Here is a 16,400-nt window from a genome sequence, read left to right as displayed (position 1 = left end):
TCCGTACAGTAAATTTCTGTTCAATATATGACTTGTACAAACTTCATTCATTATGAAATCAGGATTGTGTGGAATGTTTGTCATCACTGAGTTATGTAATCTGTCCAAATTCTCAGGTGATGCTCTATGGAAGAATCTGTCAAAGAATATATGTGAGAGACCTGAAATGAATTCTTGCAGCTAAGGATGAAGTCGGTTGGACATCAACAAACTACTTTGATTCATTGCAATCTGGCCTAGTGAATTGTTCCGAGGAGTAGTTATAGATACTCCAAACCACACATTCTTCATGATGCTGAGTACTTAACCGAACAAATGTGCTGAATAGCAATGCCCTGCGTTTTTAGGGGGCCAAATACAAATTTGGAGAGGTTCTTACTAGGAACATAAATAGGGCCTCAGAAATGAAACTGAGGCCCTATGAAGTTTTGAGTTTAGCGAGCGAAGTTTCCGCGGTAGTACTCGTAAGTCCACCCGGTAATTGCTACCAAAACGAACGGAATCGCAAGGAAGATAATCCAGAAACCAACAGCAAGACCGAGGAATACCAGAGCAACAGCGAATCCAAGAACTAGTGGCCACCAGCTCCAAGGGCTGAAGTGTCCGAGGTCTGGATCTGCATCATCAATATCTGCAGTGGGGTGATCCTCAGGCAGAAGTATTCCGCCCTGAGAGCGATTGACCATGTTCAGGAAGAACGCGATAAATCCGGCCAGAATCGCAGACAGCAGAAGTCCAAGCGAACCAGTTGCTTCAAATTCATTGCCTGCTAAGGCGTTCCAAATGATGTATGCGGCACCAGAGAGTAGGAAGTAGCCACCTAGGACCAAAAGAATAACAACGTTACTTTTCATGGGATATTAGGCCTTTCCAACGAGTTCTGGCTTACTAGTGACGTAGCCGCTAGGTGCGAGTTCAGGGTGGTTCAGGTCGAACGCAGGAGACTCGCTACGAATGCGTGGGATTGAGGTGAAGTTGTGACGTGGTGGTGGGCAAGACGTAGCCCACTCGAGTGAACGTCCATAACCCCATGGGTCATCCACGGTTACCTTCTTGCCATAACGTGCAGTGAGGTACACGTTGAGCACCCAAGGCAGAAAAGAGACAGCCATGAGGAAGGCTCCAATAGTGGACAGCTGGTTCATCCAGGTGAAACCATCCTCAGGAAGGTAGGTCGCGTAACGGCGAGGCATACCAACCACACCGAGCCAGTGCTGGATGAGGAATGTCATGTGGAAGCTGATGAAGAACAACCAGAAGTGCCACTGGCCCAAACGCTCGTTGAGCATCTTTCCAGTCCATTTTGGCCACCAGAAGTAGAAAGCCCCGAAAAGACTGAAGATCAGAGCGCCGACGATGACGTAGTGGAAGTGAGCCACGACGAAGTAAGAGTCAGACAAGCCGAAGTCAAGAACTGGGGATGCCAGGATGATTCCCGTCAGACCACCGAAGACGAAGTTGAACACAAATCCAAGTGCAAACATCATCGGAGTCTCAAAGGTGACAGAGCCTCGGAAAATGGTTCCAACCCAGTTGAAGATTTTCACACCGGTTGGCACAGCAATCAGCATGGTGAGCAATGCGAAGAAGGGAAGAAGCACCGAACCGGTGACATACATGTGGTGAGCCCACACGGTCATGGAAAGTGCGCCAATAGAGATAGTCGCGTAGACAAGAGTTTTGTAACCAAATATTGGCTTGCGACTAAACACGGGGATGATCTCAGAGACAACACCGAAGAATGGCAAAGCCAAAATATATACCTCGGGGTGTCCGAAGAACCAGAACATGTGTTGCCACAAGATGGCACCGCCAGTGGCGGCGTCGAAGACGTGTGCGCCGAAGATTCGGTCAGCTGCAAGCGCGAACAGGGCAACAGCGAGAATAGGGAATACAAGCAGCACCAGGATTGAGGTGATGAGAATGTTCCACGAAAAGATTGACATGCGGAACATGGTCATGCCGGGGGCACGCATCGTGATGATGGTGGTGATGAAGTTCACGGCACCAAGGATGGTACCGAAACCACCGAGGGCAAGACCCATCACCCACATGTTCGAACCGATTCCTGGTGAGAAGGTCGATGTTGAGAGTGGCGCATATGCGAACCAGCCGAAGCTTGCAGCACCCTGAGGGGTGAGGAATCCACCAACAGTGATCAGTGCACCAAAGAAGTAGAACCAGAAGGAAAGCATATTCAAACGTGGGAATGCCACGTCTGGAGCACCAATTTGTAGCGGCAGAATTGCGTTAGCCAGACCAGCAAACAATGGGGTGGCAACAAGCAACAGCATGATTGTGCCGTGCATGGTGAACATCTGGTTGTACTGTTCTTTTGTTTGAAGCACATTCAGACCAGGTGCAAAGAGCTGAGCACGAATGATCAGTGCCATCACGCCACCGAGCAGGAAGTACAACACGGCTGTGATGTTGTACATATGACCGATGATCTTGTGGTCAGTTGATGTCAACCAACGAACAACGATGTTTCCCTTGGAGACTGAACGTGTGACACCAACAGTCTGAGGTTTCTGGGTCGTGGTGACGACAGGTGTGGGAGTGAGAGTTGCGCTCATAATGTTCTCCTACTACTCGGACTTGTTAGCGGATGCAACGACATTCGCCTGGTTGAGGTTACGGTCATACTCTGTTCCGAGTTGACCTTCGAAGCCTTGCTCTCGCAAGCTTTCGATGTATGCGTCGTATTCAGCTTGAGAAACAACCTTGACCTGGAAAAGCATCTGAGAGTGGAATTCTCCGCAGAGCTCTGCACACTTTCCAGCGTACGTACCTTCACGTTCAGGAATGATCGACATGTAGTTGGTCTTGCCGGGAATCATGTCCTTCTTATACAAGAAGTCAATGACCCAGAAGGAGTGGATCACATCGCGTGCGTTGAGCTGAATCTCAACCTTCTTGCCAACGGGCAAGTAGAGGGTTGGAAGTGTTGCTTGATCGATCGAGCCCTGAGGAGCTCCCTCGGTCTTGTCAGGCTGAACCTGAATACCGGAGTAGTACACATCTTCGTTCGTGTAGTTGAAGTCCCACGCCCACTGCTTACCAAAAGCCTGAATAGTGACCTCTGGCTTTTCGAAGCGCTGTTCGATGACTTCTTGGTCACGTGCAGTCAGTGCGAAAAGACCAAGGATAAGAATGAAGGGAATAACGGTGAAGAGAATTTCGATAGGCATGTTGTATCGAAGTTGAACGGGCAAACCGGTGTCGGTTTTGCGGCGACGGTAAACGACCATCGACCAGAGCATCAGGCCCCAGGTGATGAAACCAATCGCGAATAGAACAATCCAGCTGTTGACCCAAAAGTCAGTAATGAGCTGAGTGTGGTTTGTAACAGGAGACTCACCAGAGATAAAACCAGGCATGTAGCCAGCGAGCTCCTGGTCGGTACACGCCGTTAAAGCGAGTACGAGCATTGCAGCAACAGGAATAGCTGCCCATCGGATTCGACGTGTAGAACGCACCATTGGCCTTTCACAAACACTTGTTCAAATTCGAAAACTCAACGCTTCGAATATGTTCAACTCTACCCTCAGAAAGAGCTGTGAATGTGTAACAACGTGCTCGATTTTCGCTCGCCAGAATCAAAAATGAAGATTGTTAGTGGAAGGAATCTCCACAAGCGCAGCTGCCTTCAGCGTTGGGGTTATCGATAGTGAAACCCTGCTTCTGAATGGTGTCTTCAAAATCAATCGTTGCGCCGTCTAGATAGGGAACACTCATTTTATCGACGGCAACTTCAACTCCACCGAAGTCAACGATGGCATCACCATCCATGCTGCGTTCGTCGAAATACAGCTGGTAAATCAGGCCGGAACAACCACCAGGTTGAACAGCTATACGCAGGCGGAGGTCATCGCGACCTTCCTGGCTCAGGAGTGCGCGAACTTTGTCTGCCGCAGCGTCTGTGAGTCCAACGCCATGAGCTTTGGTATTTGAGGTGACGGTTTCAGTCATTTCCACTCCTTGGAAGAACATTTGGGTGTCGTTAACATTCTATTTCGTGAACCTAGCAGTGGCCTGAAATATTCCTGAACGCTAGTTCGAAAAGGAGTTGCACGTGACCAAAAATCGAAGTTCTGCTTCTATAGCTTTTTTGTATGAGTCGATATGCAGAGATTCATTAGGACTGTGGGCACGTGAATCGGGATCCTCCACGCCGGTGACAAGTACTTGAGCATCCGGAAAAGAAGAAACGAAACTATTGATGAACGGAATAGAGCCTCCGACTCCCATTTCAACGGGGGATGTATCCCACACCTCAGAAAGTGCTGTCGCATAAGCGCGAGATGCCCATCCAGTTGCATCAGCGGTAAACGGCTCCCCCAACCTGACCTCAGAAAACTCGGCGAGTACACCGAAAGGAGCATGTTGGTTGATGTGCTGGCTAACAGCATTAAACGCTTCTTCTGCAGACTGACCCGGTGCAACACGAACACTAACTCGTGCTGTGACAGAAGGAATCAAGGTGTTTGAAGCGTGAGCAAGGTCTGGCATATCAAGTCCGGTTATGGTGATCGATGGCTGGTGCCACAAACGGTTGAGAAAACTTCCCTCCCCAATGGTGGTTACGTGTGAAAGCAAACCGCTTTCTTCTCTTACTCGCTCTTCGCTGAATTCAGGTGTCTCTGGTGCGGTGTGAAGCAAGCCTGTGACGGCAATGGTGCCGGATTCTGAATAGAAACTGTTCACAATTTTGGTAAGTGCCAAAAATGCATCGGGGACTAAACCGCCAAACATTCCGGAGTGCAGGGCATGATCTAACGTTCTCACCGTCAATTGAAATGTCACGTTGCCGCGTAAGGAGGTGGTCAACGCGGGCGTTGTCGTGTCCCAGTTACCTGAATCAGCCACCACAATCACATCTGCGTCGAGCATGTCGTGATGATCAACAAGGAACCGATCAAAGGAGGGAGACCCGAATTCTTCTTCCCCTTCGATGAAGAGAACGATTCCAACCTCCAGTGAATCCACGATTGTTGGCAAAAGTTGTAACGCTGTGATGTGGGACATGATTCCTGCTTTATCGTCTGCGGCACCGCGACCATACAGACGACCATCTCGTTCGACTGGTTCAAAGGCTGAACTCAGCCAGAGCGAAGAATCCCCTGGTGGCTGAACATCATGATGTGCATAGAGCAAGATCGTGGGCATGCCAGCTGTAGCGTTTCGTCGTGCAACGACCGCAGGCTGACCTAGAGTCTCTCCATCAGAAGTGAGTGATCTAAGAACTTCGACTTTTTCGAAGAGACCCGTACCTTGAGCGAGTTGTGCTATTTCTTGTGCAGACTGAACTACGTTTTCTGGTCCGAATGATGGCCAGGAAACAGAAGGAATTCTGACGAGCCTGCACAGTTCGCTCAGAGCATGAGGAAATGCTTCGTCAACTACGGTCTTTACGTCAGGAAATGAACTGCCCATGCCGGTAATCTTATGTTCGACACCGACGAACAAAGGAAAATTGTGGCCAAGAAGTCTGAAGAAACTCCCACCGCAGAATTCTCTGCTGAAGAGACCGCTGCCGGTAAGGGTCACGCCACACCCAGTCGCAAAGAGCGTGAAGCGGCAAATAAGCGCCCTCTCGTTCCCAACGATCGCAAAGAAGCAGCTCGTATGGAACGTTCACGGGCAAATGAAGCACGAAACAAAGCACGTATCGGCTTGGCTTCAGGAGACGAACGTTTCCTCCCCCTGCGTGACCGTGGACCTCAAAAAAAGTTTGCCCGTGATTTCGTTGATGCCCGCTATAACGTGGGAGAGCTCATGGTGCCCTTGATGTTTATCGTGATCATCATGACTTTCCTCCCCATTCTTGCTGTTCAGGAAAGTTCGTTCATTGTCTTGTGGGCGTTCTTCTTCATCGCACTGCTTGATGTTCTAGTTCTTAACATCCAAATTCGTAAGCGTATGGAAGCGAAATTTGGAACTATCGACCGCGGAGTTCGCTGGTATGCCAGCATGCGCAGTCTCCAGATGCGCCCCTTACGTCTCCCTAAGCCTCAGGTAGCGCGTCGCCAATACCCTGAATAGCTAGCGCGAACGCGCAATCTTTTTCAAACCACGGTTAATTGTGGCTGCCCACAGTGGCCCGTTGTAGATAAAGGCGGAATAGCCCTGAACAAGGTTTGCACCCGCGTCCAGTCTTTCTTGGACTTGTTCTGCTGTTTCAATTCCACCAACACTGATGATGCACATTTCAGAAGGCACAACTGAACGAAGTCGTCTGAGTACTTGGAGAGATCTGGCAGCAAGTGGTGCTCCAGAAAGACCCCCGGCACCAATGTTCTCAACCTTGTCTGGATCTGACTTAAGTCCAGTTCGAGAAATAGTTGTGTTGGTTGCAATGATCCCCGCCAAGCCAAGTTTAACTGCGAGGGCCGCAATTTCATCGAGTTGTTCATCCGTCAGATCGGGAGCAATCTTGACTAACAGCGGTGTAGATCCAGACTCCTGTTTGACAGCAGAGAGAAGTGGCTCTAGTTGTGTCAATTCTTGAAGACCACGAAGTCCAGGCGTATTAGGGGAACTGACGTTTACAACGAGATAGTCGGCAAGAGGTGCGAGTAATTTGGCACTGCTCACATAGTCTGCAGTTGCGTGTTCAACATCCACGACTCGAGATTTGCCAATGTTCACACCGATGACAGGCCTGTGTTTGTGTCGTCGGAGTTTCTCTAAACGTGAAACTGCTGCCGCTGCTCCCCCGTTATTGAACCCCATACGGTTGATGACAGCACGGTCTTCGATAAGGCGGAAGAGCCGGGGGCGTGGATTGCCCGGTTGCTTGTGTGCTGTGAGAGTACCTACCTCCACATGGCCAAAACCTAGTGCGTAGAGACCCGAAACCATCGTGACATCTTTATCGAAACCTGCAGCCATGCCAAAAGGTGTCTCAAAGTTCAGGCCCAGGGCCTGGACGTGAAGTTCCGGACTAGACCGTGTGAACGCATGCTTGACTGACCGAACTCCGGGCAGGCCGGCTAACTTGATGATGATGGCACCGAGATGATGCGCATCTTCAGGATCAAAATGCCGAAGAACACTGGAAAACAGGAAGTTATAGAAGCCATGCTGGCCGTTGTGAGAAGCCATTATTCGGGAGTGTCACTGTTCTTTCGTTCTCCACGAAGGGTCTCAACCGCTGCTTCAAAGTCCTCGAGTGATTCAAAAGCTTGGTAAACACTGGCGAACCGAAGATAGGCAACTTCGTCGAGTTCGCGGAGAGAGGGCAAAATAGCCAGACCAATTTCGTTTGCTTCAATTTGCGAAGCTCCAGTTGCACGAATAGTTTCTTCAACTTTTTGAGCCAACACTGCTAGATCTGCATCTGTGACAGGTCGACCTTGGCATGCTTTTCGAACACCAGCAACTACTTTTTCGCGAGAAAATGCTTCGACAACTCCGGAACGTTTAATCACGGAAAGTGACGCAGTTTCAAGTGTTGAAAAACGACCGTTGCACTCTGGGCACTGGCGACGACGACGAATAGATAAACCATCATCGCTCGTGCGTGAATCAATCACGCGTGAATCGGAGTGGCGGCAAAAGGGGCAATACATGTCTCTAATTGTCCTCAGAACGGAAGCGGATATCTACAGCATCGCCGTGAGCAGGCAAATCCTCATCGTTGGAAAGAACACGAATTCCTTGAGCAACTTCATTCAAGGCTTCTTTGTTGTATTCGATGATTTGTTGAGGGCGAAGGAAGGTATATGCCCCTAAACCTGAGGAGAAAAGTGCCTGTCCGGCTGTAGGAAGGACGTGGTTGGAACCCGCAGAGTAATCGCCCAAACTAACGGGAGTGAAGTCCCCGAGAAATATGGCACCTGCGTTTGTGATCTTGGTAACAAGCTCAGCGTTTTGAGATGTGTGAATTTCGAGGTGTTCAGGGCCGTAAGCATTAGAGAAATCAACGGCTACATCGAGATCATCGACGAGCACGAGGGCAGACTGAACTCCCCCTAGCGAGGTGTGAACACGTTGAGCATGTGCAGTTCCCGATGCTTGAAGATCTATTTCTGCTGCAACAGCTGTGGCAAGCTCTTCCGAGTCAGTTACGAGAACAGCCGACGCAAGCTCATCGTGTTCAGCTTGTGAAATAAGATCTGCTGCAACCAGGCGAGGCTGTGCTGAGCTGTCCGCAATCACCAATATTTCTGTTGGACCAGCTTCTGAGTCGATACCGACCGAACCACGTACAACTCGTTTTGCGGCAGCAACATAAACATTTCCTGGTCCGGTTACGACATTGACTGGTTCCAGGCCGAGATCGGGAACGCCATAAGCAAATGCACCAATTGCTCCAGCACCCCCCATCGCGTAGACCTCAGCAATCCCTAGTAATCCGGCTGCGGCAAGGATGGTGGGGTGAATCCGACCCCCGAATGCCGCTTGTGGTGGTGAAGCGAGAGCTATGGAGTTAACGCCGGCAACTTGCGCGGGGATCACATTCATGATCACGCTAGAGGGATAGACAGCCTTTCCGCCAGGAACATAGAGACCCACCCGTTCGACAGGTTGCCATCTTTGTAGGATGCGTGCGCCAGGAGCGACAGTGGTTTCCACTGACGCCGGAACCTGTGCGGCCGAACCTAAGCGAACACGCGCAATTGCTGTCTCGAGAGAATCGCGAAGTTCTGGTGAAAGTTCGGAGAGTGCCTCAGAGATGTGTTCGGCGGGAACACGTATGTTGTGGTCGGTAACCTTATCCAGACGATCAGCTTGTTCTCTCAACGCCGAAGATCCCTCGGCAATTACTGCAGAAATAAGATCTCGAGCCACCTCAGATGCAACATCTACATCGATAGCATTGCGGGGAATCAAAGAAAGAAATTCTGCACGAGAAGGCCGTGAACCACGCAGATCAAGGGTACGAATCATCAGATACCTAGTCTAAAGGGACTAACCGAGGCAGCCAGGACCGAGGAGGGACTTGAGTTCCCCATACAAATCGCTGGAGACACTCACACGTGCTGGAAGTTCAAAGACGCGTGCTGTGGCTCCACGGGTCAGACGAAGACGAACCTCACTTTCCCCTGGATGACGTCCAAGGACCGCTGAGAGTTCACCAATCGTCGAACTGGTCGCGCGAATTTCAGGTATGACGAGATTTAGTGGTCCCTGAACGCCGGCAACCGGTCCGACATCCGGGACAAACATACTCATTGCTTGGATGTTCAAACCGTCATCACGAACGTTTACCCTGCCCTTGACGGCGAGAACCATGTCAGTTTCTAACATGGGCCCAAATTCTTGATACGTTCGCCCCAAAAGCATGATGTCCATTTCGCCACCAAAGTCTTCAAGTTTAATAATTCCGTAAGCATTTCCGCTTTTTTTAGCAATGCGTCGTTGAACTTCAGTTACAAGCCCGGCCAGGGTGACGATATCTCCATCTAAAGTTTGATCGCTTGTGGTGAGATCGTTGATGGTAACGGTGGCGTGCTTAGCTAACTGTAGTTCAAGACCCGCCAGGGGGTGGTCAGAGACATAGAGGCCTAACATTTCACGTTCGAAGGCGAGTTTGTCGCGTTTAGTGAACTCTGGTCGTTCTGGAACTTGAGAATTTTCCTCTGCGAATTCAAACAGATCACCGAATAGATCTACCTGGCCCAACGCTTCATTACGTTTCAGACTTACGGCAGATTCGACTGCTTCTTCGTGGATTTCAACCAATGCACGTCGAGTGTTTCCCATGGCATCAAATGCACCTGCCTTGATGAGAGATTCAAGCGTTTTCTTGTTCGCAACCTGGACTGGTACTTTTTTCAGAAAATCGTGGAAAGTACTGAATCGTCCCTTTTTAGCTCGGGATGACTTGATGTGTTCAACGACACCAAATCCCACGTTCCTAATAGCACCCATGCCAAAACGAATGTCTGAACCGACAGCAGAAAACACACCATCTGATTCGTTGACATCAGGCGCCAGAACATTGAGACCCATACGACGGCATTCTGAAAGATAGATGCCCAATTTGTCTTTGGAATCCCCCACGGACGTGAGTAACGCAGCCATATACTCGGCTGGATAATTGGCTTTGAGATACGCAGTCCAGTAGCTCAAAACACCATACCCAGCCGAGTGTGCCTTATTGAAGGCATAGTCAGCGAAGGGCATCAATGTGTCCCAGAGAATCTTCACTGCAGGTGCAGAGTATCCGTTGGTCAACATCCCTGCTTCGAAGTCAGCAAATTGTTTATCCAGTTCAGATTTCTTCTTCTTTCCCATAGCGCGACGAAGAACATCGGCTTGCCCGAGGGTAAATCCGGCTACTTTTTGGGCAACGGCCATCACCTGTTCTTGATAGACAATGAGGCCATACGTGGTGCCCAAAATTTCTGAAAGTGGTTCTTCCAGTTCGGGGTGAATGGGTTCAATATCTTGAAGACCATTTTTACGCAACGCGTAGTTGGTGTGAGAATTCATGCCCATGGGGCCGGGGCGGTAGAGCGCAATAACTGCAGAAATATCTTCGAAACACGTTGGTTTGAGCTGACGTAACAGGGCACGCATCGGGCCACCATCAAGCTGGAATACTCCCAAAGTATCTCCGCGAGAAAGAAGATCGTAGGTGGGCTGATCGAGATCAAGATCAAGGCCTTCTGGCTCGACAGTGATCCCTCTGTTGTTTTGTATGTTCACCAAAGCATCTTGAATAACGGTGAGGTTTCGAAGCCCGAGGAAGTCCATCTTGAGCAAGCCCAACGACTCACAGGGTGGCTGATCAAACTGGGTAATGATGGCGCCGTCGTCTTCACGTTTCATGATGGGTATAACGTCCATCAAAGGTTCTGCGGACATAATGACACCAGCTGCGTGAACACCCCATTGTCTCTTGAGGTTTTCAATGCCCTGAGCTGTTGCAAATACAGTTTGTGCATCAACATCAGATTCGAGTACAGAACGGAAATCTGCCGCTTCTTTATATCGAGCTGCCTGCGGATCCATGATTTCGGTCAGGGAAATGTCTTTGCCCATAATGGCAGGAGGCATTGCTTTGGTCAGCTTTTCCCCGACGGAATAGGGCATACCCAGAACACGTGAGGCATCTTTGAGCGCCTGTTTTGCCTTGATTGTTCCGTAGGTAACAATTTGAGCAACACGGTCATCGCCATACTTCTCTGTGACATACCGAATGACTTCCCCACGGCGACGATCATCGAAGTCGACATCCACATCGGGCATGGAGACTCGTTCAGGGTTGAGGAAGCGTTCGAAAATGAGTCCGTGATGAATCGGATCGAGTTCAGTGATGCCCATGGCATAGGACGCAAGGGAACCAGCTGCCGAACCACGACCTGGTCCAACCCGGATGCCCTGATTTCGTGCCCAGGCAATGAAGTCTGATACAACTAGGAAGTAGCCGGGAAAACCCATCTGGATGATGACATCAACTTCATACTTGGCCTGAGCGAGGTGTGCATCTGAGACGCCTTGAGGGAACCGGCGCTTGAGTCCAGCATCGACTTCTTTTGCAAACCAAGTAGCCTCGGTCTCCCCCTCAGGGACGGGGAAGCGTGGCATCAGGTCTCGTTTAGTGAAACTCGTTTCACACCGCTCAGCAATAAGCAACGTGTTATCGCATGCTTCGGGATATTCAGAAAATAGTCGGCGCATCTCAGCTGCAGATTTGAGATAGAACTCGTTTGATTCAAACTTGAACCGGTTGGGATCATCCAGTGTGGAACCTGACTGCACACACAGCAGAGCTGCGTGTGCATCTGCATCGTGAGCGTGTGTGTAGTGCAGGTCATTGGTTGCAACTAAAGGTAAGCCAAGGTCTTTGGATAGCTTGATGAGGTCGGTCACAACTCGACGTTCGATATCTAAACCGTGATCCATAATTTCGACAAAGAAATTCTCGGCGCCGAAGATATCCCGAAATTCAGCTGCTGCTTCACGGGCCTCGGCGTATTGTCCGATCCGAAGTCTGGTCTGGATTTCGCCACCCGGACAACCGGTGGTTGCGATAAGTCCTTTGCCGTAGGTGTTGAGAAGTTCCCGGTCCATACGTGGCTTGAAGTAATAGCCCTCGAGGGAGGCCAGAGAAGACATCTTGAACAGGTTGTGCATACCCTCGGTCGAGGAGGACAACATGGTCATATGCGTATACGCGCCACCGCCAGAAACATCATCGTCTCCACCGTTGTTCCAGCGAATTCTTGTTTTATCTGAACGGTGTGTGCCCGGTGTGAGATACGCTTCCGTACCAATGATCGGTTTTATTCCTGCATCGGTGGCCGCATTCCAGAAGTCATATGCGCCGAACATGTTTCCGTGGTCGGTGATGGCGATAGCTGGCATTTCTGCCTGAACTGCTGCCTCAATGAGGGGCTTAACCCGTGCCGCACCATCGAGCATCGAATACTCAGAGTGAACGTGGAGGTGAACGAATGAATCGTTTTCCTTCGCCATCTTCACTCCAGTCTCGTCAAGCTCTCAGACTCCAATTCTAGGGTCTGCGCGGCAGCAGACACAGCGCCAAGCCGACGAGACCAACCATCGAAAGTAACCACTCGATTGTTCTACCGAAAGACATTGCTGGTGTCATCGTCGTACTGAGCGGGACGTTGTCTAACATGGCACCTGGTTCATAGGCAGGGATACTATCCATCGTCTCCCCCGTCGGTGAAATGATGGCGGAAGTTCCGACCGTGGAAATGTTCACGACTGAACGACCCGTCTCTATAGCTCTTAATCGAGCTATAGCCAATTGCTGAAGATTTTCCGATGTTTTTCCAAAGTCCGCATTATTTGTCTGGGCCAGAATAACCTCGGCACCCCCCGCGATCATGTCATAGGCCTGTTGATCATCTGTGATGTCGAAGCAAATTGAAATACCGGCCACAGTTCCTCCGATGTCGACAACATTTGGGCGTGTACCGAAGGAATAATCTCGCGTGACTAAATCAACAAGTTCCGGCTGGAATGTTCTCCAGAATGGCCTATCAGGCATGTATTCAGCAAAAGGAACAGGGTGGATTTTGTCGTATTGAGATTGCACAGAATCAGTCCAGACGATGGAGGAATTGAAATTTTCGTCCTTGTCGTTCGAAGTGATGACCCCTGTAACGAGAGGGGCATCCATTCGGTTGGAAACTGCGGTCAGTGTCTGAGAGATAAGCGCGGACTTGTCAGGTGAAATATCTGTAGCATTTTCAGGCCACACCACCATGTCGATATCTTCACCGGCAAAAGGAAGGGTACCGGAGACGTGATCTTGGAAAATTTCACCGGGGTAGTGTTCATCAAAGAGACCAGCTTTGGAATTGCCTTGAACAGCAAGAATTCTGGAATATCCGATTTCGGTAATGGCAAAGGTGGGAAAAACAATCATCACCACCATGAGAAGAGCTGGAATCAACAGAAGTTTGATCGAACGCTCGCGAAGTACTTGAAAAACTAAGGTGGCTACAAGCACGACAAGAAAGCTCAGCCCTGCCGTACCTACCCAAGCCACATCATGGGCATAAAAACTCTGAGATTGAGCCTGCGCTATCTTTCCCCAGGAAAAACCACCGTAGGGCCACACACTGGTTACACCCTCACGAAGTACCCAGAGACCAGCGATCACGATGCTGACAAGACCGACACGGCCCCATCGTGACGGCCACCGCTGTGGACCTCGATTGAGAACTAGAGAGATGAGGCCTGCACCGAATCCAAAAAAAATTGCTTGTAAGAGAGCGAGTGCCAACCAGGGAACAGGTCCAAGATATAAGGTCAGCCAGTTAATGAGGGAAAGCCAGAAACTCGCTCCGGCGATCGTGCCTAACAACACACTCATCCAAAACTTACGTCCCAGCAACGTCCACAGCACAAGGAAAACACCCAGAATGGACAAGGGCCATATTCCGAGGGCAGGAAAGGCACTCTGCAAGACAAAACCTGAGAGTGTTGCCACTGCCAGTGCAAGCCAGAGATTGAGTTTTCTCATTAGCCCACCGTGGAGTATGCAACGATGCCGCGTCGAACTTGATCCAAAGCAAGACGAGCTGTTTTCTGAAGCTGACCACTGGTTACTTGAGAAAGTTGATCAAGTAGATCGATAGTTTGTTTAGCCCATCTCACAAAGTCACCAGCAGGCATATCTGCGTCGAAAAGGACATCATCTAAACGAGAACCCTTCGCCCATTTGTGCATTGCTAAACAGAGCCCAGTTGAGACGGGGTTGGTCCCGGGCAGTTTATGGAAATTTTCAAGTTCCTCTAGATCAGACCAGAGTTCTTGGGTTTGATGAAGTGCATCGATAAAGGTGCCCCGTGGCAGATATCGTTCGTTGATGATTCCTTCCTCACGTCGAGGTTCGAAAACAATTGCACACGCCATGGCCGCAAGTCCGGGTGCATCGAGCGCTTCCCAAAGTTTGAGGCGAATACTCTCTGCGATGAGAAGGTCACGCTCGCCGTATATTTTTCCCAGAGATTCACCCTTGGGAGTAAGAGAAAATTCTGTGCCTTGGGGATCCTTCATGAGGTAATCCATGTCAACCAAAACATAGCACACTCGATCAAATATGCGTGCCACTGCTCCCGTGCGGGTATTGATTTGTTGAACTAATTTGTCAATATCTCGCTTGAGGCGCCACCACCGTTCGGCCCAACGAGCATGTTGCTCTCTATCGGGACAGTGATGACACGAATGTGACTTCATGTCTTTACGCAAGGAATTCAGTTGGGTACTGCGTTTCTCCTTTGCCGCACGAGAGCCGGCTTCCGTTTGCTTTTCAAGATCTGTGAGCTGCCTGCGAAGGGCTGCATATTCGGCAAAATCCCCGAGATGACAACGCATAGGTTCTGCATAGCCTTCAAGAGTGGTCTCGTGCTGCTTCACCTTGGTTGCGAGATCAACAACAGCACGGTCAGCTTGAAATTGAGCGAAACTGCTCTCCAAAATATCTCGGGTTCGAGAGCGACCAAACTGCTCAATCAGGTTGATTGCCATGTTGTAAGTTGGGCGAAAACTAGAGTTCAGGGGATACGTCCGACGACTTGCGAGATTGGCCACCGTTTGTGGGTCAAGGGTCTGTGACCACTGAATGAGGGAGTGACCTTCCACATCGATACCGCGACGTCCAGCACGACCGGTGAGCTGAGTGTACTCACCGGGGGTCAGAGGAAGACGAGCTTCTCCGTTGAACTTTTCAAGCTTCTCAAGTACGACCGTTCTAGCCGGCATATTGATGCCCAGCGCGAGAGTTTCTGTGGCAAAAACTACTTTGACGAGTTTCTTCTGAAACAGCTCTTCGACAACTTCTTTGAAGGCGGGAAGGAGACCGGCATGGTGTGCGGCAACACCAAGTTCCAAACCTTCGAGCCATTGCCAATAGCCCAGAACACCGAGGTCTTCGTCTGCAATGGAGCGACAACGCTCTTCGACGATGTCCCGGATTTCTTCGCGTTCCTCTTTTGTTGTAAGTTTCACGCCTGAGCGAAGCACCTGAGACACTGCTTGATCGCAACCAGCACGGCTGAAAATGAAGGAAATGGCGGGAAGGAGGTTCTTCTCCCCCAACATTTCAATAATGTCCGCACGATCCATACGACCCTGAATCGGAGCATTCTGTGAGAAATTGTGACGGTTTTGTTTTCCGCCACGATGTGAATTTCGTCCTCCTCCGCGGATATGTGGAGCGCGTTGAGTGGAATGTGCAAGCTTGATGAGTTCCGGATTCACTCGATGTGTAGCTGCAGCACCTGCTGAATCGAAGAGATCAATAAATTTATTTCCGACTAATACATGCTGGTCGAGTGGAACAGGCCTGTCCTCAGAGACGATGATGTCAGTATTTCCGCGAACTGCTTGGAGCCAATCACCGAATTCTTCCGCGTTCGAAACGGTCGCACTTAAACCAACAAGGCGCACATACTCAGGCAGGTGAATGATCACTTCTTCCCAGACAGCACCCCGGAATCTATCTGCGAGATAGTGAACTTCATCCATCACGACAAACCGGAGATTGGTCAGAAGGTCACTATCTGCATAAAGCATGTTTCGCAAAACTTCCGTGGTCATCACCACGATTCGAGCGCTGGAATTGACGTTGGTGTCCCCGGTCAAGATACCGACGTTTTCAGCACCCCACTCCGCTACAAACTCGTTGTATTTTTGATTCGATAGTGCCTTCATGGGAGTTGTGTAAAAAACCTTGTCACTGGTGCTGTTCATAGCGAGGTACACGGCAAATTCAGCGACCACTGTTTTACCAGCACCCGTAGGAGCCGCTACAAGAACACTATTTCCCGCTTCCAACACATTGGCGGCCGCTATTTGGAAGGGGTCAAGATCAAAGGGTCGCTTCTCCCGAAACGCATTAACTAATGGTGTTTTGTTGCGAACTTGCGCCTGCGCAAAACGCTCAGCTGCAGAAAGCTCAGCCACAA

The 16,400-nt window shown here is 50.1% G+C and carries 12 protein-coding genes; 1 reads left to right on the top strand and 11 read right to left on the bottom strand.

Annotated elements, in window-relative coordinates:
- Positions 1-434: 434 nt before the first annotated feature.
- The 5 genes from M2119_RS05955 to M2119_RS05935 all read right to left on the bottom strand — a co-directional run bounded on the left by M2119_RS05955 (position 435) and on the right by M2119_RS05935 (position 5,436).
- A complete protein-coding gene (locus M2119_RS05955) occupies positions 435-854 on the bottom strand; it encodes a cytochrome c oxidase subunit 4 (protein WP_280804020.1) in 420 nt (139 codons plus the stop codon).
- Between the two features lie 6 nt (positions 855-860).
- Positions 861-2,576, bottom strand: a complete 1,716-nt coding sequence (gene ctaD / locus M2119_RS05950; protein ID WP_280804019.1) for an aa3-type cytochrome oxidase subunit I — start codon at positions 2,574-2,576, stop codon at positions 861-863.
- A 12-nt stretch (positions 2,577-2,588) separates the two neighbouring features.
- Positions 2,589-3,479: an aa3-type cytochrome oxidase subunit II gene (gene ctaC / locus M2119_RS05945; protein WP_280804467.1), complete on the bottom strand. Its 891-nt coding sequence runs from the start codon at positions 3,477-3,479 to the stop codon at positions 2,589-2,591.
- A 136-nt stretch (positions 3,480-3,615) separates the two neighbouring features.
- Entirely contained in the window at positions 3,616-3,972 is a 357-nt protein-coding gene (locus M2119_RS05940) for a HesB/IscA family protein (protein ID WP_280804018.1), read from the bottom strand.
- Positions 3,973-4,053: 81 nt separating this feature from the next.
- Entirely contained in the window at positions 4,054-5,436 is a 1,383-nt protein-coding gene (locus M2119_RS05935; RefSeq protein ID WP_280804017.1) for a M20/M25/M40 family metallo-hydrolase, read from the bottom strand.
- A 42-nt stretch (positions 5,437-5,478) separates the two neighbouring features.
- On the opposite strand from M2119_RS05935, the gene M2119_RS05930 reads away from it, so the two are divergent.
- Positions 5,479-6,045: a DUF3043 domain-containing protein gene (locus tag M2119_RS05930; protein WP_280804016.1), complete on the top strand. Its 567-nt coding sequence runs from the start codon at positions 5,479-5,481 to the stop codon at positions 6,043-6,045.
- Here the strand turns inward: M2119_RS05930 and M2119_RS05925 are convergent, their stop codons facing one another.
- From M2119_RS05925 to M2119_RS05900, 6 genes are read right to left on the bottom strand one after another with little or no spacing between them, the layout of a single operon-like run.
- A complete protein-coding gene (locus tag M2119_RS05925; protein ID WP_280804015.1) occupies positions 6,046-7,107 on the bottom strand; it encodes a quinone-dependent dihydroorotate dehydrogenase in 1,062 nt (353 codons plus the stop codon).
- Positions 7,107-7,574 (bottom strand): transcriptional regulator NrdR, encoded by a 468-nt coding sequence (nrdR, locus tag M2119_RS05920; RefSeq protein ID WP_280804014.1) that lies wholly within the window; start codon positions 7,572-7,574, stop codon positions 7,107-7,109. The genes M2119_RS05925 and nrdR overlap by 1 nt, the downstream gene beginning before the upstream one ends.
- A gap of 4 nt (positions 7,575-7,578) precedes the next feature.
- Complete coding sequence (gene hisD, locus M2119_RS05915; protein ID WP_280804013.1) at positions 7,579-8,895, bottom strand: histidinol dehydrogenase; 1,317 nt, start codon at positions 8,893-8,895, stop codon at positions 7,579-7,581.
- Positions 8,896-8,916: 21 nt separating this feature from the next.
- The gene (gene dnaE / locus M2119_RS05910; protein WP_280804012.1) at positions 8,917-12,432 is read right to left on the bottom strand and encodes a DNA polymerase III subunit alpha; all 3,516 of its coding nucleotides are present in this window, start codon (positions 12,430-12,432) and stop codon (positions 8,917-8,919) included.
- 37 nt (positions 12,433-12,469) lie between these two features.
- A complete protein-coding gene (gene lnt / locus M2119_RS05905; protein WP_280804011.1) occupies positions 12,470-13,954 on the bottom strand; it encodes an apolipoprotein N-acyltransferase in 1,485 nt (494 codons plus the stop codon).
- Positions 13,954-16,398, bottom strand: a complete 2,445-nt coding sequence (locus M2119_RS05900) for a DEAD/DEAH box helicase (RefSeq protein ID WP_280804010.1) — start codon at positions 16,396-16,398, stop codon at positions 13,954-13,956. Before M2119_RS05900 ends, lnt begins: the two co-directional genes overlap by 1 nt.
- Positions 16,399-16,400 lie beyond the last annotated feature (2 nt).

The sequence above is a fragment of the Aurantimicrobium minutum genome, from assembly GCF_029894165.1.
In the GTDB taxonomy this organism is placed as follows: Bacteria; Actinomycetota; Actinomycetes; order Actinomycetales; family Microbacteriaceae; genus Aurantimicrobium; species Aurantimicrobium minutum_A.
This window is presented reverse-complemented; position numbering and strand designations above follow the sequence as displayed.

Excerpts from the sequence above, each read along its gene's own strand:
- M2119_RS05955 (WP_280804020.1), bottom strand. The coding sequence starts at position 854 with ATGAAAAGTAACGTTGTTATTCTTTTGGTCCTAGGTGGCTACTTCCTA.
- ctaD (WP_280804019.1), bottom strand. The coding sequence starts at position 2,576 with ATGAGCGCAACTCTCACTCCCACACCTGTCGTCACCACGACCCAGAAA.
- M2119_RS05940 (WP_280804018.1), bottom strand. The coding sequence starts at position 3,972 with ATGACTGAAACCGTCACCTCAAATACCAAAGCTCATGGCGTTGGACTC.
- M2119_RS05935 (WP_280804017.1), bottom strand. The coding sequence starts at position 5,436 with ATGGGCAGTTCATTTCCTGACGTAAAGACCGTAGTTGACGAAGCATTT.
- M2119_RS05925 (WP_280804015.1), bottom strand. The coding sequence starts at position 7,107 with ATGGCTTCTCACAACGGCCAGCATGGCTTCTATAACTTCCTGTTTTCC.
- nrdR (WP_280804014.1), bottom strand. The coding sequence starts at position 7,574 with ATGTATTGCCCCTTTTGCCGCCACTCCGATTCACGCGTGATTGATTCA.
- hisD (WP_280804013.1), bottom strand. The coding sequence starts at position 8,895 with ATGATTCGTACCCTTGATCTGCGTGGTTCACGGCCTTCTCGTGCAGAA.
- dnaE (WP_280804012.1), bottom strand. The coding sequence starts at position 12,432 with ATGGCGAAGGAAAACGATTCATTCGTTCACCTCCACGTTCACTCTGAG.
- lnt (WP_280804011.1), bottom strand. The coding sequence starts at position 13,954 with ATGAGAAAACTCAATCTCTGGCTTGCACTGGCAGTGGCAACACTCTCA.